The sequence below is a fragment of the Kineococcus halophytocola genome, assembly GCF_041276425.1.
Classification (GTDB): Bacteria; Actinomycetota; Actinomycetes; order Actinomycetales; family Kineococcaceae; genus Kineococcus; species Kineococcus halophytocola.
Map to the genome: position 1 here is coordinate 85,355 of NZ_JBGFTU010000011.1, position 16,456 is coordinate 101,810.

Annotated in this window: 17 protein-coding genes; 10 read left to right on the forward strand and 7 right to left on the reverse strand. The window is 75.5% G+C overall.

Annotation, left to right across the window (positions count from 1 at the left end; translation table 11 throughout):
* Nucleotides 1–70 precede the first annotated feature (70 nt).
* Nucleotides 71–394, forward strand: coding sequence for a hypothetical protein (locus AB2L27_RS11260; protein WP_370441557.1), 324 nt, complete (start codon nt 71–73; stop codon nt 392–394).
* Between the two features lie 3 nt (nt 395–397).
* On the opposite strand, the gene AB2L27_RS11265 is transcribed toward AB2L27_RS11260, so the two are convergent.
* Both AB2L27_RS11265 and AB2L27_RS11270 read right to left on the reverse strand, forming a co-directional pair.
* Nucleotides 398–736: a DUF2516 family protein gene (locus AB2L27_RS11265; RefSeq protein WP_370441558.1), complete on the reverse strand. Its 339-nt coding sequence runs from the start codon at nt 734–736 to the stop codon at nt 398–400.
* Between the two features lie 9 nt (nt 737–745).
* Nucleotides 746–2,305, reverse strand: coding sequence for an FUSC family protein (locus AB2L27_RS11270; protein WP_370441559.1), 1,560 nt, complete (start codon nt 2,303–2,305; stop codon nt 746–748).
* Nucleotides 2,306–2,359: 54 nt separating this feature from the next.
* Between AB2L27_RS11270 and AB2L27_RS11275 the strand changes: the two genes are divergently transcribed.
* Nucleotides 2,360–2,854, forward strand: a complete 495-nt coding sequence (locus tag AB2L27_RS11275) for a MarR family winged helix-turn-helix transcriptional regulator (RefSeq protein WP_370441560.1) — start codon at nt 2,360–2,362, stop codon at nt 2,852–2,854.
* Nucleotides 2,855–2,920: 66 nt separating this feature from the next.
* Here AB2L27_RS11275 and AB2L27_RS11280 read toward each other — a convergent pair whose 3' ends face one another.
* From AB2L27_RS11280 to AB2L27_RS11300, 5 genes are all read right to left on the reverse strand, one after another.
* Entirely contained in the window at nt 2,921–3,523 is a 603-nt protein-coding gene (locus AB2L27_RS11280; protein WP_370441561.1) for an RsiG family protein, read from the reverse strand.
* Between the two features lie 148 nt (nt 3,524–3,671).
* On the reverse strand, nt 3,672–4,811 hold the full coding sequence (ygfZ, locus tag AB2L27_RS11285; protein ID WP_370441562.1) for a CAF17-like 4Fe-4S cluster assembly/insertion protein YgfZ: 1,140 nt from the start codon (nt 4,809–4,811) through the stop codon (nt 3,672–3,674).
* Nucleotides 4,808–5,311 carry a Fur family transcriptional regulator gene (locus AB2L27_RS11290; RefSeq protein ID WP_370441563.1) on the reverse strand — a complete coding sequence of 168 codons (504 nt, stop codon included), beginning with the start codon at nt 5,309–5,311 and terminating at the stop codon, nt 4,808–4,810. The genes ygfZ and AB2L27_RS11290 overlap by 4 nt, the downstream gene beginning before the upstream one ends.
* Entirely contained in the window at nt 5,308–5,901 is a 594-nt protein-coding gene (locus AB2L27_RS11295; RefSeq protein WP_370441564.1) for a nitrobindin family protein, read from the reverse strand. The genes AB2L27_RS11290 and AB2L27_RS11295 overlap by 4 nt, the downstream gene beginning before the upstream one ends.
* Before the next feature lie 184 nt (nt 5,902–6,085).
* The gene (locus AB2L27_RS11300; protein ID WP_370441565.1) at nt 6,086–6,904 is read right to left on the reverse strand and encodes a hypothetical protein; all 819 of its coding nucleotides are present in this window, start codon (nt 6,902–6,904) and stop codon (nt 6,086–6,088) included.
* 240 nt (nt 6,905–7,144) lie between these two features.
* On the opposite strand from AB2L27_RS11300, the gene AB2L27_RS11305 reads away from it, so the two are divergent.
* The 8 genes from AB2L27_RS11305 to pstB all read left to right on the forward strand — a co-directional run bounded on the left by AB2L27_RS11305 (nt 7,145) and on the right by pstB (nt 16,399).
* Nucleotides 7,145–7,936, forward strand: a complete 792-nt coding sequence (locus AB2L27_RS11305; protein WP_370441566.1) for a winged helix-turn-helix domain-containing protein — start codon at nt 7,145–7,147, stop codon at nt 7,934–7,936.
* Nucleotides 7,933–8,844 carry a mycothiol synthase gene (gene mshD / locus AB2L27_RS11310; RefSeq protein WP_370441567.1) on the forward strand — a complete coding sequence of 304 codons (912 nt, stop codon included), beginning with the start codon at nt 7,933–7,935 and terminating at the stop codon, nt 8,842–8,844. Before AB2L27_RS11305 ends, mshD begins: the two co-directional genes overlap by 4 nt.
* Nucleotides 8,845–8,972: 128 nt before the next feature.
* Entirely contained in the window at nt 8,973–11,126 is a 2,154-nt protein-coding gene (locus AB2L27_RS11315; protein ID WP_370441568.1) for an RNA degradosome polyphosphate kinase, read from the forward strand.
* Complete coding sequence (locus AB2L27_RS11320; protein WP_370441569.1) at nt 11,123–12,118, forward strand: NUDIX hydrolase; 996 nt, start codon at nt 11,123–11,125, stop codon at nt 12,116–12,118. Before AB2L27_RS11315 ends, AB2L27_RS11320 begins: the two co-directional genes overlap by 4 nt.
* A gap of 219 nt (nt 12,119–12,337) precedes the next feature.
* The gene (pstS, locus tag AB2L27_RS11325) at nt 12,338–13,447 is read left to right on the forward strand and encodes a phosphate ABC transporter substrate-binding protein PstS (RefSeq protein WP_370441570.1); all 1,110 of its coding nucleotides are present in this window, start codon (nt 12,338–12,340) and stop codon (nt 13,445–13,447) included.
* A 117-nt stretch (nt 13,448–13,564) separates the two neighbouring features.
* Nucleotides 13,565–14,512 carry a phosphate ABC transporter permease subunit PstC gene (gene pstC, locus AB2L27_RS11330; protein ID WP_370441571.1) on the forward strand — a complete coding sequence of 316 codons (948 nt, stop codon included), beginning with the start codon at nt 13,565–13,567 and terminating at the stop codon, nt 14,510–14,512.
* Nucleotides 14,509–15,588, forward strand: a complete 1,080-nt coding sequence (gene pstA / locus AB2L27_RS11335) for a phosphate ABC transporter permease PstA (RefSeq protein ID WP_370441572.1) — start codon at nt 14,509–14,511, stop codon at nt 15,586–15,588. Before pstC ends, pstA begins: the two co-directional genes overlap by 4 nt.
* 31 nt (nt 15,589–15,619) lie before the next feature.
* On the forward strand, nt 15,620–16,399 hold the full coding sequence (pstB, locus tag AB2L27_RS11340) for a phosphate ABC transporter ATP-binding protein PstB (protein ID WP_370441573.1): 780 nt from the start codon (nt 15,620–15,622) through the stop codon (nt 16,397–16,399).
* Nucleotides 16,400–16,456: the final 57 nt, after the last annotated feature.

The window sequence follows — 16,456 nt, forward strand, 5'->3', positions numbered from 1 at the left end:
CCGGGTGGTGGTGCGGTGACGGGACGGTGGACCCGACGTGTCGGCGGGGTTGCCGACCTACGATCGAGCGGTGCTGCAGACCCTGCTCGACGGCCCCGTGGTCATCCCGCTCACCCTGGCGGCCCTCGGGGTGTGCGCGGTGGGGGCGTTGTGGCGGCCGCGGCTGGACGCGGCGGTCGTGCTCGGTCTGCTCGCCGCGATCTGGTCGCGGGTGAACCAGCCCGTGGAGGGCCGGGTCCTGCACAGCTGGACGCTGGACCGCGGGTTCACCGAGGCGGACCTGCTGTCGGTGGCGGCCCTGCTCGTGGCCGGGCTCACGCTCGCCCGGTGCGGGTGGCGGGCGGTGCGCCGGGCCGGCGACCGGGGCCGGGCGGGCGCGCTGCCCGCCCGCTGAGGCTCACCAGGGGCCGTAGGGCCCGGAGTTCCCGCGGCCGCCGCGGCGGGGTCCGCCGCCGTACTGGCGCACGGCCGGCCGGACGTCGACGAGGTAGACGGCGGCACCGACGACGGCGATGGCTCCGAAGAGGCCGAGGACCGAGAAGATCGAGACGAACCCGACGGCCGCGGCGATGGCGACGATCACCGTCCAGAACGTCTTGGTCCGCTTGCCCGCGGCGGTGAAGGCCCCGGCCGGGCGGCGCAGGCAGTCGAGCAGCGCCCACACCTCCAGCCCGAACGCCGCGACGCCCAGGAGCAGCAGGACACCGGATTGCAGGCTGTTCAGCGCGTCCAACACACCTGGACTCTACGGTCGGAGGGCCCCGGGAGTTCCCCGATCGCCCCGGTCGGCCCCCAGCAGGTCCCCCAGCCGGCGGTAGGCGTCCTGCTCCCCGTCGGCGGCCGCGCGGGGGGCGGGCAGCCGCCAGTCGTCGTCGGCGAGCCGGGCGCGGGCCTCGGCGAGGGCCACCAGCCGTCCCCGCAGCACCGCGGCGTCCCGGGCCGCGTCGAGCTCGGCGAGGGCGCCGTCGAGGGTGCGGGCCGCGGACCGGTTCCGCACGAGGACCGCGACGAGGACGGCGACCACGACCCCGAGCGCGGTGTCCGCCAGCCGGTCCAGGACGAGGCCGCCGAGGCCGGCACCGGAGCCGCCCAGCCGGGTCAGCAGCAGCGACAGCCCGGTGATGGCGACCGTGCCGAGGGCGTAGTTGCGCGGCATGCACAGCTCGACCGCGACCATGCACAGGACCGTCAGCAACCACAACCGCACGTCGTCGGTGGCCAGGCTCACCAGCCCGGCGGCCAGCAGGACCCCGACGACCGTCCCGGCGCCGCGCTGCACCCCGCGCTGGACCGTGATCCCGGCCGAGGGCGACTGCAGGACGGCGGCGGCCCCGACGGCGGCCCAGTAGACGTGCCCGAGCCCGAGCGCGGCGGCCACCAGCACGACGGCCGCGCACGCCAGCCCCACGCGCAGGGCGGGCACCCGCAGGTGCCCGGCACCGCGCACGGCCCGCAGGACCCGCCGGCGCGGCCAGGGGTGGGCGGGCGGCACCGGGCCGGCCGGCGCGGCGGGCAGGACCCGGTTCCCGGGCAGCGCCGCCAGGAGCGCGTGCAGCGGCCGCGCGGGGGCCCCGGCGTGCAGGACGCGTTCGGCGTGGGCGAGCCAGGCCCCCAGCGGTCCGGCCGCGCGCGGGCCCAGGACGTCCCAGGCCGCGTGCACGGCGACGGTCGCGCGGTGCCGGTCCGCGGCGCCGGTCCCGGTCCCGCCGTCGCGGCCGGTGGCGGCCAGGACGGCCACGACGGCGCGGGCGAGCACCTGGCGCTCGGGCCCGTCGGGTCGCCACAGGCCCGGCGCGCAGGACAGCGCGATCCCGAGCCCGGCGCCGGCGACGGTGACGGCCGCGACGACGGGCAGGTCGGTGGCCCGCAGCGGTTCGGCGCTCAGCGTCCCGGCCGCGAAGACGGGGATGAGCCCGGCGGGCGGGCCGGTGCGCACGGCGTCGGTGACGAACTTCGCCACGGCCGCCACGAGCGCGACCACGAGGGCGGGCACGAGCACGTCGGCCCAGCCCGTCAGGGGCAGCACCGCGGTGCCGGCCCCGGCCAGGACCGCGAGCACCAGGCCGAGCCCGGTCCACGCCTGGGTGCGCCAGCGCCGCGCGTACGTCTCGTGCCGGCCGTAGACGTTGACCAGCGCACCGAACGTGGCGGGCGCGGCCAGGACCGGGACGTCGGCGGCCATCGTGAGGGCCAGCGGCACCCCCAGGGCGAGCCCGGCGGTGCCGGCGGCCCACCAGGGGTGGGCACCGGGGGTGATGCGCGCCCACCCGCGGACGGCTCGGAGCAGGTGGGCGGGGAGGGTCACCCCATCAAGTTAGCAGGTGTTTCACCTACGAAGCAGTTGTGCGAGGATCCCGCCGTGAGCCCGTCCCCGGACCCGGTCGACCTCGCCCGCGCCGAGTGGGCCGCGGTGCGCCCCGACCTCGACACGACCCCGATGGGCCTGGCCGGGCGGCTGCGCCTGGTCGCGGCGGCCCTGGCCCGCGCCACCGACCCCGTCGTGCGCGCCGAGGGCCTGACGCGCCCGGAGTTCGACGTCCTCAGCGCGCTGCGCCGCGCCGGGGACACCCCGCTGACCCCGACCGGCGTCGCCGCCGCGACGCTGTCCTCCGGCGCCGCGACGACCAAGCGGCTGGAGCACCTCACGGGCGTGGGGCACCTGCAGCGCACCCCCGACGAGCGCGACGGCCGGGTGAGCCGGCTGTCGCTGACCCCCGCGGGCGCCGCGCTCGTCGACCGGGTCCTGCCGCTGCTGCTGGCGGCCGAGCGCGCGTTCGCCGCGTCGCTGAGCGCCGGGCAGCGCACCGCGACGAGCGAGGCGCTGGGCGTCCTGCTCGCCGAGCACGGCGCGTGAGACCCCTCCGGCGGGACCGGCCGGGCGCGGGGCGGGTCGGCGAGGGGCGGGTCGACGAGGGGCCGGTCAGCGCGCGCTGCGCAGCGCGTCCTCCACGGACACGACCCCGTCGCGGTAGCGGCGGGTGATCTCCTCGGTGCAGGCGTCCATGGCCTCCTGGACGCGGTGCCGGTCGGCCGACAGCTCCTGCTCGAGGGCGACGAGGCGCTCGCGGGCGGCGGCGAGCTGGGCGTCGTCCATGGCGGACAGGTCCGACAGGTGCGGGTCGGCGACGGCCAGCTCGGCCCGGCGGCGGTGCTCACCCACCCGCGAGGGTTCCACCGACGTGAAGCGCCCCATGCCGTGGTCGGTGCGTCGCGGGTCGGCCAGGACGTCGGTGAGCTTGGCCACGAGCTCGGCGTCGGAGCGGGCGTGGCGCACGTCGGCGGCCCCGTCGGTGCCGGCGCGACGGTCCTCCTCGGCCCCCAGCAGGTCCAGCCGTCCCTGCAGGAGCCGGCGCGCGTAGGACAGGTCGGCCTCCTCCTGCTCGGCGACCGTGCGGTGCTCGCGCAGCACCTGCAGGTCCATGTCCTGCAGACCGGCCAGGAACTGCGGTGCCAGGACCTTGTCCAGCGCCCGCCGTCCCCCCGCCTGGTACCCGCTGACCTGCCCGTCCTCACGCTCGTCCACGACGCCTCCCCCGGCTCGAGTACCACTCACCGCACGCAGCTAGCTACCCAGCGTGCGTTCCGCCGAGTATGACCCACCCGGCCGGACGGCGCAGGGACCCACGCCCGGAAAGCGGCCCGGAACGGCTCGGAGTCGACTCAGGGGCGGCTCAGGGGGCGACGACGACCTCCTGCGCCGCGGCGATCCGGCGCGGCGCCTCCTGCGGGTCCGCCTCGCCGGCCGCCGACCCGGCGAGGGCGACGAGCCGGGCCTGGACAGGCAGCGACCGCTTGAGGACGGCCAGGGCGACGGGACCGAGCTCGTGGTGGCGCGCCGCGGTCGTGACGTGCCCGACCCGCCGGTCCCCCGCCGCGGGGTCGACGACGGCGTCACCGGGCGCGGGCAGGTCGTGGGAGGACCCGTCCAGGTGCAGCAGGACCAGCCGGCGCGGGGGCCGGCCCAGGTTGTGCACCTTGGCCACGGTCTCCTGCCCGCGGTAGCAGCCCTTGTGCAGGTGCACGGCGGTGCGCAGCCAGTCCAGCTCGTGCGGGATGGACCGCTCGTCGGTCTCCCGTCCCAGCCGCGGGCGCCAGGCCTCCACGCGCAGCGCCTCGGCGGCCCAGGTGCCGGCGAGGCGACGGTCGGCGACCGCGGCCACGAGCTGCCCGCGCGGCACGAGCACCTCGCGCCAGGCCCGCTCGGCACCGGGGTGCTCCAGGGTGGGGACCGCCGCGTAGCTCGCGGTGTCGGCGCTGCCCCCCTCGGCCAGCGGGGTCGCACCGGGCCAGGGGTCCACCCACACCGGACCCCAGGAGGACTGCGGGGAGCGGTCCGGCTCCCCCAGCACGGCCCAGCGGTCGGTGACGTCCTCGATCTCGACGCGCAGCGTGAAGCGCATCCGCTCCAGCCAGCTGCGCAACCCCTCGACCCGGCCGGGTTCGAGCGTGATCCACGTGGCCTCCCCGTCGTCCAGGAGGTGCAGGGCGTGCTCGATGCGGCCGGTGGGGCTCAGCACGAGCGTCTCGGTGGACACCCCCGCCGGCAGCCCCGTGAGGGCCTGGCTGGTGATGCTGTGCAGCCAGGACAGCCGGTCCGGCCCGCTCAGCCGCAGCACCCCGCGGTGCGACAGGTCCACGACGGCCCCACCGCCCACGAGCGCGCGCTGCTCGGCGTGCGGGTCCCCGTAGTGCCAGGCCACCCCCGCGTCCAGGCCCTCCGCGGCGACGGCGCCGGGAGCGGCCAGCAGCGGCGAGCGGTACGGGGTGGTCTGCGGCGTCTGGGGCTGCGGCGTCTGGGTCGGCGTGCTCACGGCTGCTCCTCGGGGGCCTGCGGGGCGCGGCATGCGGCGCACCGGCCGCGCAGGGCCAGGTGCGCCGTGTCCACGACGAAGTTGTAGCGGGACGAGACGACCGCCGCCAGGTCGTGGGCGGGCCCGGCGTCGGCCTCGGCCACCGTCCCGCACCCCTCGCAGACCAGGTGCAGGTGCCCGCCGTGCTCCACGGCGTGGAACGACGGCACCCGCCGGTCGATCTGGGTGCGGGCGACGAGCCCGACCTCCTCCAGGACCGCCAGCGACCGGTACACGGTCGAGGGGTCCACCGTGGGCCAACCGCCGTCCGCTCCGCCCTGTTCCGGGTCGGCCCGGTCGGCCCGGTCGGCCCGGTCGGCCAGGTGCGCGGCCACCTCCTCGGCGCTGGCGTGCCCCAGGGACCGGACGGCGGCCAGCACGCCGCGGCGCTGCGGGGTCAGCCGCAGGCCCCGGGCGTGCAGGGCCGGCCCGAGGTCGTCGGGCGCCGGGGTCCCCGTCACGGCGCGGGCGGGGTGCCCGGCTCCTCGGCGGCCGCGTCCGGGGCGTGGTCGGCGACGCGCTTGAGCCGCGCCGAGGCGTAGCTGCGCATCGGGTGACCCTCCAGGGAGACGTCCAGCGCCCACAGCAGGTCGCCCTCCACGAGCCCGTACATCCGCGACCCCGCGGTGTACTCGTGCGCCGTGGTCGTGCGGGCCACGACGTCCGTCGACAGGTCGATGCGCGGGCCGCGGGCCGTGCCGGCGAGGATCTCCACCACGCCCGTGGGGTGGGTCAGCAGCACCTCCAGCTCGACCGGCCGGGGCCCGTCGGCCGGTGCGGGGGCGTCGAGGTCGACGGGCTGGGGCCGCCAGAACCCCGTCTCGACGTCGAGGGGGTCGGTCGTGCGGCCGTCCTCGTCCAGGGCCCACGTCGTGGACGTGTAGCTCAGGAAGTCGCGGCCGTCGTGGGTGAACTCCACGACCTGACCGAACCGGGTGTCGGTCTCACCGCGGGCGGGGTGGCCGAGGACACCAGCGCCCTCCCACCGGCCGATCAGCCACGACAGCGGGACGAGGGCGAGCGGGGTGTCGGTGCGCAGCGGGACGACCACGGGTCAGCGCTGGCCCTGGTAGAGGCGGTAGATCACGTAGCCCGCGAACCACGTGATGACGATCGACACCACGATGAGCAGGACGAGGAAGAAGACTTCGAGCGCGTGCACGCACCGAGACTACCGGCGCCGGGCCCGCCGGACCCCCCGACGTGGGGCGGCTCACTCCCGGCCCCGCACCCGCTCACAGCAGCAGCAGCCGCCCGACGAGGTAGGCCCCCGCCCCGCCGAGGGCGACGGGCACGGCCGCGACGGCGAGCGCCGCCGGCAGCGTGCGGGCGGCCGGCAGCCGGCTCGACAGCGCCCGCCAGGCCGAGACCAGGAGGCCGGCGCCCAGCCCGGCGACGATGCCCGCGACCACCCAGCGGCCCTCGGTGACCAGGGGGTCCCCGCCGGCCAGCGGGCTCGTGCCCCCGCCGCCGAGCAGGGCCGTGACGGTGCTCGCCAGCCAGCCCACGGCCGCCCCGACGACGAGGTTGACGGGCCCGACGACCCGCAGGGGCCAGGCGGTGGCGGACACCGCGCTCGTGGCGGCCAGGGCCGCGAGGACGACGGGGGCCAGCGCGGCGCCGGCGTACGTCGTGGGCACGGCCACCCAGGCGGCCCCCAGGACCACGACGGCCTGGGCGGCGACGACCCCGGTGACGGACTCGACCAGGCGGGGCCGGCCGTCGCGGCGCAGGAGCTGGTGGACGAAGGCGACCAGCAGCGCGAGCGCGGCGACGGCCGGCAGGTGCCCCAGCACCCCGGAGACCTGGCTGCCCTCGGCGCGCGCCGCCCCGACGGTCAGGGCCGCGGTCAGGGCCGCGGCCACCGCCACCAGGGCCACGACGGTGGTCGAGCCGCGGCGGGCGGGCAGGTCGAGCAGCTCCGGCCAGCCCGCGGCGACCAGGACGCCGACGCCGACGGCGGCCACCGCCAGGACGGGCACCCCGCCGAAGGAGGCCAGCCCCACGAGGGCGGCCAGGGCGAAGGTCGCCGTGGCCGTCGCGGACGCGCTCACGCGGCGCCCCTGCGGGCCCCCGGGGCGGCGGGTGCCTGCGGCTCGGTCTCGACGACGGTCACGACGGTGATCCTCCCAGAGGCGCGCGGACCGGTTCGGGGTGGTCCGTTCGCCTGCACGACACGCGTAGGCTGGGCCTCGTTGGCCTGACGGCACCCGCCACGCCCCGCACCGCCCCCACGGGCCCGGGGTGGGCCGGTCCGGGCGGGACGTCCGCAGTGAACGGAGGACAGGACAGCCGTGGCCCAGCTCCTCGTCCTGACCAACGCCCTGACCCCCTCCACCGAGGTGCTGCCGGCCCTGGGGCTGCTGCCCCACACCGTGCGGGTGCTGCCCGCCGAGGCCTCGGTCCTGGTCGACGAACCCACCGCCGACGCCGTCCTCGTCGACGGCCGCCGCGAGCTGGCCCCCGCGCGCTCGCTGTGCCGCCTGCTGCGCACGACGGGCCTGTCCCACCCGCTGCTGCTGATCGTCACCGAGGGCGGGATGGCCGTGGTGGCCGCCGACTGGGGCGCCGACGACGTCGTCCTGGACACGTGCGGGCCGGCCGAGCTCGACGCGCGGCTGCGCCTGACGGCCGGTCGCCTGCGCCGCCCGGCCGAGCAGGAGCAGGACGGCACGACCTCCGAGATCCGCGCCGGTGACGTCGTCGTGGACGAGGCGGCCTACTCCGCGCGCGTGCGCGGCCGTCAGCTCGACCTCACGTACAAGGAGTTCGAGCTGCTCAAGCACCTGGCCCAGCACCCGGGCCGCGTCTTCACGCGGGCCCAGCTGCTGCAGGAGGTGTGGGGGTACGACTACTTCGGCGGGACCCGGACCGTCGACGTCCACGTGCGGCGGTTGCGGGCCAAGCTCGGCGCCGAGCACGAGAACGCCATCGGCACGGTGCGCAACGTCGGCTACCGCTTCGTCACCTCCAGTCGTGACCTCGACGACGGGCTGCCCGCCGAGGACGACGCCGCCCGGGACGTCCCCGCCCCGCAGGACGTTCCCGCCCCGACGCGCCCGGCCGACCCGGTGCGTCCCCGGTGAGCGCGCCGGACGTCCTGGAGGTGCTGGCGGAGGCGGACCGCCGCGGCGTCCTGGACCTCGCCGCGGCCGCCTCCCGCGCCGACGGCGCGACGTCGCTGTCGGAGGACGCGGTGCTGCGCCTGGGGTCCGGCCCCGGCGGGCACGGCGACGTGGTCCACCTGCTGCGGCGCGCCGCCGACGGCACGCCGGCCGGGTACGCCCAGCTGGCCGGACCGGCGCAGGCCCGCGAGGGCGAGCTCGTCGTCCACCCCGGGCACCGCCGCCGGGGTCACGGCACCGCCCTGCTGGCCGAGGTCGAGCGGCTGAGCGCGGGCACGGGCGGTGCGGTGCGGTTGTGGTCGCACGGGGACACCCCGGGCGCGGCGGCCCTGGCCGGGCGGCACGGCTGGCGGCGGGTGCGGGAGCTGCTGCGCCTGGAGCGGCCCGCCGCGGGCCTGGCCGACCTGCCGGTGCCCGCGCTGCCGGAGGGGGTGCGCGTGCGCCCGTTCGTCCCCGGCGCCGACGACGAGGCGTGGGTGGCCCTGAACGCCGCCGCCTTCGCCGGGCACCCCGAGCAGGGCCGGTGGACGGTGCCGGACCTGCGCGCCCGGCTGGCCGAGGCGTGGTTCGACCCGGCGCTGCTGCTGCTGGCCCAGGGGCCCGGCGGTCTCGTGGGGTTCTGCTGGATGAAGGTCGAGGACGGCCACGGCGAGCTGTACGTCCTGGGGGTCGCCCCCGGGCACGCCGGTGCCGGTCTGGGCCGGGCCCTGCTCGTGCGCGGGCTGCGCGCCGTGGCGGGCGCCCCCGCCCCGCCCGCGCTGGTCGACCTGTACGTCGACGGCGACAACGTCCCGGCCCTGCGGCTGTACGCCCGGCTCGGCTTCGAGCGCGCGGCCGTCGACGTGCAGTACGCCGCCCCCGCCGGCTGAGCCTCCCCGGGGGTGGTCACCGGCGGTTCACCGGCCGGTCCTCCACCGTTCACCCGGCTCACCCGGCGCTCCTGCGGGGGTCCCCGCTCACCGCGGCGGGCCCGGGTCCCGGTGGCAGACTGATCGCCATGACGGCCACCACCCCCCTCCCCGCTGTGAGCCCGGTCGACGAGACGGCCGAGCTGCCCGAGGACCGCTTCGCCGACCGCGAGGTGTCGTGGCTCGCGTTCAACGAGCGCGTCCTGCAGCTGGCCGAGGACCCGGCCACGCACCTGCTGGAACGCGCCCGGTTCCTGTCGATCTTCGCCAACAACCTCGACGAGTTCTTCATGGTCCGCGTCGCCGGGCTCAAGCGCCGGATCGCGACGGGTCTGGCGGTGACCGCGGCCAGCGGCCTGGAACCGCGCGAGGTGCTCGACACGATCGCAGTGCGGGCGCACGAGCTGACCGAGCGGCACGCGGAGGTGTTCCTGCGCTCGGTGCGCCCGGCGCTGGCCGAGGCCGGCATCACGATCGTGCGCTGGGACGAGCTGGCGCAGAAGGAGCAGGCCCGTCTGCACGGGTTCTTCCGGGACATGGTGTTCCCCGTCCTGACGCCGCTGGCCGTCGACCCGGCGCACCCGTTCCCCTACATCTCGGGGCTGTCCCTGAACCTGGCCGTCGTCGTGCGCAACCCCACGACGGACAAGGAGCACTTCGCCCGGGTCAAGGTGCCGCCGCTGCTGCCGCGGTTCGTGGCCGTGGAGGCCGCCGACGGCGCCGACCCCCGCTCGGCCCGGTTCGTGCCCCTCGAGGACGTCATCGCCGAGCACCTGGACCAGTTGTTCCCCGGCATGGAGGTGGTGCAGCACCACACGTTCCGCGTCACCCGCAACGAGGACCTCGAGGTCGAGGAGGACGACGCCGAGAACCTGCTGCAGGCGCTGGAGAAGGAACTGCTGCGCCGCCGGTTCGGCCCGGCCGTGCGCCTGGAGGTGGCCTCCGACATCGCCCCGGAGGTGCGCGAGCTGCTGGTGCGCGAGCTCGGCGTGCACGAGCAGGAGGTCTACGAACTGACCGAGCCGCTGGACCTGCGGGGCCTGGGCGACATCGCCGACCTGGACCGGCCGGAGCTGAAGTTCCCCAAGTTCGTCGCCCGCACCCACCGCGACCTCACCGACGGCGCCGAGACGGCCAAGCCGTCGGACCTGTTCGCGGCCATCCGCAACCGCGACGTGCTGCTGCACCACCCCTACGACTCGTTCTCCACGAGCGTGCAGGCGTTCCTGGAGCAGGCGGCGGCCGACCCCAAGGTCCTGGCCATCAAGCAGACCCTGTACCGCACCTCGGGGGACTCCCCCATCGTCGACGCCCTCATCGACGCGGCCGAGGCCGGCAAGCAGGTCCTGGCCCTGGTCGAGATCAAGGCGCGGTTCGACGAGCAGGCCAACATCAGCTGGGCGCGCAAGCTCGAGCAGGCCGGCGTGCACGTCGTCTACGGCCTCGTGGGCCTGAAGACCCACGCCAAGCTCAGCCTCGTCGTGCGCCAGGAACAGGGCGGCCTGCGGCGGTACTGCCACGTCGGGACGGGCAACTACAACCCCAAGACGGCCCGGCTGTACGAGGACATGGGCCTGCTGACCGACGACTCGCAGGTGGGCGAGGACCTCACCCGCCTGTTCAACCAGCTCTCCGGCTACGCGCCCAAGACGGCCTACAAGCGGTTGCTCGTCGCCCCGCGCTCGCTGCGGACCGGTCTCATCGACCGGGTCGACCGCGAGATCGACAACGCCCGCCAGGGGCTGCCCGCCGGGGTCCGCCTCAAGGTGAACTCGATCGTCGACGAGGGGATCATCGACGCCCTGTACCGCGCCTCGGCGGCCGGCGTCCCGGTCGACGTGGTCGTGCGCGGCATCTGCGCGCTGAAGCCGGGCGTGCCGGGCCTGTCCGAGACGATCCGGGTCCGCAGCATCCTGGGCCGGTTCCTGGAGCACAGCCGGATCTTCTGGTTCGCCTCCGGCGGCGAGCCGGTCGCGATGATCGGCAGCGCGGACATGATGCACCGCAACCTCGACCGCCGCGTCGAGGCCGTCGTGCGGCTGTCCGACCCCCGGCACGTGCGCGAGGTCTCGCTGCTGCTGGACGAGTGCATGGCGGACACGACGAGTTCGTGGCACCTCGGCGCGGAGGGGACGTGGACGCGCCACCACCTCGACGCCGCCGGTGAACCCCTGCGCGACCTGCAGGAGCACATCATCGCCACCCGGCCCGGCCGGCGCCCCACCGCCCGTCGTCGTCGGTGAGCCCGCGGGACTCCTCCCCGCACGGGGGGACGGACGGGGGCGCCGACGTGGAGGCGGCCGGCTGCGTCGTCGTCCGGCCCGGGCCGCAGGGGCCGGAGGTCCTGCTCGTCCACCGGCCCGCGACCGCGACGCGGCCGGCGGACTGGTCCTGGCCCAAGGGCAAGCTCGAGGACGGCGAGCACCCCGCCGTCGCCGCCGTGCGCGAGAGCGCGGAGGAGACGGGGCTGCGCGTCCACCTCGGCGTCCCGCTGCCGGCGCAGCGCTACCGGGTGCCCGGCCCGGTGCCCGGGGGGCTGCGCAAGCGCGTCCGGTACTGGCTGGCGCGCCCGGCCGGCCCGGCCGAGGAGGGGGACGTCGAGCCGGCCGACGCCGGGGAGATCACCGAGGTGGGGTGGTTCGGCCGGGAGGCGGCGCGCGGGCTGCTGACGTACCCGGCCGACGTGGACGTCCTGGAGGCGGCCCTGCCGACGGACGAGCTGCCGCCACCGACGTGGCCGCTGGTGGTGCTGCGGCACGCCCGGGCCGTCAAGCGCGCCGACTGGCCCGGGGGCGCCGACGGTGAGCCCTCCCGGCCGCTGCTGGACCGCGGGCACGCCCAGGCCCGCGACCTGGCTCCCCTGCTGGCCTGCTTCGACCTGCGGGCCCTGCTCACCTCGCCGTGGGCGCGGTGCGTGCAGACGGTGCTGCCGGCGGCGGAGCTGACGGGGCTGGCCGTGCAGGAGGACCCCGCGCTCACCGAGCACGCCTTCCGGGCCGACCCGGACGCGGCGGCGGCGGTCGTGACGGGCCTGCTCGACGCCGCCCGGCCCGTCGCCGTCTGCTCGCACGGTCCCGTCCTGCCGCACCTGCAGCAGGTCGTGGCGGCCCGCGCCGGGGGCCGGGTGGGGCGGACGGTGACCGCCAAGCTCGACAAGGCGGCCCTGCTCGTCGCGCACGTGAGCGGTGGGGGCGCGAGCGCCCGGGTGATCGCGGCCGAGCGCCACAAGGTGTGACCGTGCATCACCGGGTCATCACGGCCAGTGACCCACGTCACCCGTTCACCTCCCGGACGACCCCCGTCCCCCCGGGCAGGGCGCGTTCGACCCGCTCAGTTCACCCCTCGTTCACCCGCGGCAGCCGATCGCGTCATGTCGCCTGCCTAACGTCTGCCCCGTCAGACCCGCGCCGGCGCTCTCCCGCGCCCGCCCGTCGAGCGAAAGCGAGCTCTCCCCGTGAACCGCAGCACCTTCCGTCGCGCCGCCGTGCCGGCCGCCCTGGCCCTGACCTTCGGCCTCGCCTCCTGCAGCGGGTCGAACGAGGCCGGTAGCACCACGGCGAGCGAGGGTTCGTCCTCCTCGTCGCTGAGCGGCTCGCTGAACGGCGCGGGCGCCAGCACCCAGACCGTCGCCCAGCAGCAGTGGGCCGCGGACTTCAACGGCACCAACCCCGACGTGACGCTCAACTACGACCCGGTCGGGTCCGGCGGTGGCCGCACCCAGTTCCTCCAGGGCGGTGTCCCCTTCGCCGGCTCCGACGCCTACCTGAAGGACGAGGAGCTGACCCAGGCCGAGCAGCGCTGCAACGGCGGCAACGCCATGGACCTGCCGGTCTACATCTCCCCGATCGCCATCGCCTTCAACCTGCCCGGTGTGGAGTCGCTGAACCTCTCCCCCGCCACGGTCGCGAACATCTTCGCCGGCACGATCACCACCTGGAACGACCCGGCGATCGCCGCCGAGAACGCCGGCGTGCAGCTGCCGGCCACCACCATCACCCCGGTGCACCGCTCGGACGACTCCGGCACCACGGAGAACTTCACCGACTACCTGCACGCGACCGCCCCCGACGCCTGGACGGCCGAGGCCGACGGCGCCTGGCCGCTGCAGGGCGGCGAGGCCGCCCAGGGCACCTCCGGTGTCGTGCAGGCGCTGCAGGCCGGCGAGGGCGCCATCGGCTACGCCGACGAGTCCCAGGTCGCCCCGACCGGGCTCGGCACCGTCTCGGTCAAGGTCGGCGACGCCTACGTCGGCCCGACCGCCGAGGCCGCCGCCGCCGCGGTCGACGCCTCCACCCAGGTCGAGGGCCGCCCCGAGGGCGACATCGCGATCGAGCTGGACCGCACCACGACCGCCGACGGCGCCTACCCGGTCGTCCTGGTCTCCTACGACATCGTCTGCTCCTCCTACGAGGACGAGAACCAGGGCGCCCTCGTCAAGGCGTACATGGAGTACGTGGTCTCCGAGGACGGCCAGCAGGCGGCGGCGAAGGCGGCCGGCTCCTCGCCGATCTCCGACGACCTGCGCGAGCAGATCACCGAGTCCCTGGACCGCATCGGTTCCTGACCGGGACGACACCGACGGCGGTGGCGGGGGAGTCCGACTCCACCCGTCACCGCCGCGCCGTTCCACCCCCCGCCCCGGGACGACCGTCCTGGGGGACCACGACCTCGGAGGACCCGGGTGAGCAGCCCCACCCCCACCGCCGGCGACCGCGTCGACATCGAACGCGGCGCCACCCGCCCCGGCGACAAGATCTTCAGCGGTACGGCGACGGGGGCGGGTGTCGTCATCCTGCTCGTCCTCGCCGGGGTCGCCGCCTTCCTCGTCGGCCAGTCCCTGCCGGCCATCACCGCCGACCCGAGCGAGATCCAGGGCGGGAACGGCCTCGTCGCCTACGTCTGGCCGTTCGTCTTCGGCACCGTCCTGGCCGCCCTCATCGCCCTGCTGGTCGCCACCCCGATCTCGGTGGGCATCGCGTTGTTCATCTCGCACTTCGCCCCGCGCCGCCTCGCGCAGACCCTGGGGTACCTCGTCGACCTGCTCGCCGCCGTGCCGAGCATCGTCTACGGCATCTGGGGCGCGGTCGTGCTGTCCCAGGCCGCCGCCCCGATCTACGCCTGGCTCGAGGAGAACCTGGGGTTCATCCCGCTGTTCGCCGGGCCCGCCTCGGCCACCGGCCGCACGATCCTCACCGCGGGCCTGGTGCTGGCGGTCATGGTGCTGCCGATCGTCACCGCCATCAGCCGGGACATCTTCCTGCAGACCCCGCGCCTGCACGAGGAGGCCGCGCTGGCCCTCGGCGCCACCCGGTGGGAGATGATCAAGTACTCGGTCATCCCGTACGGCCGCTCCGGTGTCGTGAGCGCCTCGATGCTCGGGCTGGGGCGCGCCCTCGGCGAGACGATGGCCGTCGCCCTGGTCCTGTCGGTCTCGAACGTCGTGACCTTCAACCTGATCAGCACCACGAACCCGTCGACGATCGCGGCGAACATCGCGCTGAACTTCCCGGAGTCGTACGGCATCAACCTCAACACCCTCATCGCCAGCGGTCTGGCCCTGTTCGTCATCACCTTCCTGGTGAACTTCGCCGCCCGCTGGATCGTCGGACGTTCGGGAGCGAAGGCATGACCACGACCACGCCCGGGTCGCGGGAACTCCCCGCCACCTTCGACCAGCCCCTGAACCAGGCCACGCTCCCCCGGTGGTTCCCGTGGGGCTCGCTCGCCCTGGCCGTCGTCGTCGCCGGCGCGGTCCTGCTGCCCACGACGGGCTCCATCGCCGCCACGGTCGTGGTCGCCGCCCTCCTGCACCTGGTGATCACCGGGGTGGCCTCGGGCGTGCGCGAGGGTAGCCGCAAGGCCAAGGACCGCCTGGTCACCGCCCTGGTGACGATCGCCTTCGGCATCGCCATGGTCCCGCTGGTCTCGGTCGTGTGGACCGTCATCGACAACGGCCGCCACCGCCTCGACGCCGCGTTCTTCACCCAGTCGATGTTCCGCATCGTCGGTGAGGGCGGCGGCGCCCTGCACGCCATCTGGGGCACGATCATCGTGACCCTCATCGCGACCGTCATCTCCGTGCCGATCGGCCTGATGACCGCGGTCTACCTCGTCGAGTACGGCGCCCGGAGCCGGCTGGCCAAGGCCATCACCTTCCTCGTGGACGTGATGACGGGGATCCCCTCCATCGTCGCCGGGCTCGCGGTGGCGGCGTTCTTCGCGCTGCTGTTCGGCCCGTCCCTGCGCATCGGCATCATGGGGGCGATCGCGCTGGCGATCCTCATGATCCCCACGGTCGTGCGCTCGACCGAGGAGATGCTCAAGCTCGTCCCGAACGACCTGCGCGAGGCGGCCTACGCCCTGGGGGTCCCCAAGTGGCGCACCGTCGTCAAGGTCGTCCTGCGCACGAGCCTGTCCGGCATCGCGACCGGCGTCACGCTGGCCGTGGCCCGCGTCGCCGGCGAGACCGCTCCCCTGCTGGTCACCCTGGGCTTGACCGTCGGCACGAACTTCAACCCGCTCGAGGGCCGCATGGCCACCCTGCCGGTGTTCGCGTACTACTCCTACACCCAGCCCGGCGTCCCGGCCGAGGCCGGTGTCGAGCGGGCCTGGACGGCCGCCCTCGTGCTCATCATCCTGGTGATGGCGCTCAACCTGGTCGCGCGGGTCATCTCGCGCGTCTTCTCCCCCAAGACCGGCCGCTGACCGCTCACCGACACCTGCAAGGAGGGGCCACATGGCCAAGCTCATCGACGTGAGCGACCTGAACATCTACTACGGTGACTTCCTCGCCGTGGAGGACGTCAACATGACGATCGAGCCGCGGGCCGTCACCGCGCTCATCGGGCCCTCGGGCTGCGGGAAGTCGACGTTCCTGCGGACGCTGAACCGCATGCACGAGGTGATCCCCGGCGCCCGGGTCGAGGGCAAGGTCGTCATGGACGGGCAGGACCTGTACGACCGGGACGTGGACCCGGTCTCGGTGCGCCAGCACGTCGGCATGGTGTTCCAGCGCCCCAACCCGTTCCCGACGATGTCGATCTACGAGAACGTCGCGGCGGGGGTGCGCCTCAACGCCAAGCGCATGCGCAAGAAGGACCTCGACGAGCTCGTCGAGCGCTCGCTGCGCGGGGCGAACCTGTGGACCGAGGTCAAGGACCGCCTGGACAAGCCCGGTCTGGGCCTGTCCGGTGGGCAGCAGCAGCGGCTGTGCATCGCCCGCGCCATCGCGATCCGCCCGTCGGTGCTCCTCATGGACGAGCCGTGCTCGGCGCTGGACCCGATCTCGACGCTGGCCATCGAGGACCTCATCGGGGAGCTCAAGAGCGAGTACACGATCGTGATCGTGACCCACAACATGCAGCAGGCCGCCCGCGTGTCCGACCGCACCGGCTTCTTCAACCTCTCCGGCGTCGGCAAGCCGGGCAAGCTCGTCGAGGTGGACGACACCTCGATCATCTTCAGCAACCCGTCGCAGAAGGCCACCGAGGACTACATCTCCGGCCGCTTCGGCTGACCGGCCGCGCTCCGCGCAGGGGGACCGCCCCCACCCCGGCTCGCCCGACGAGCCGGG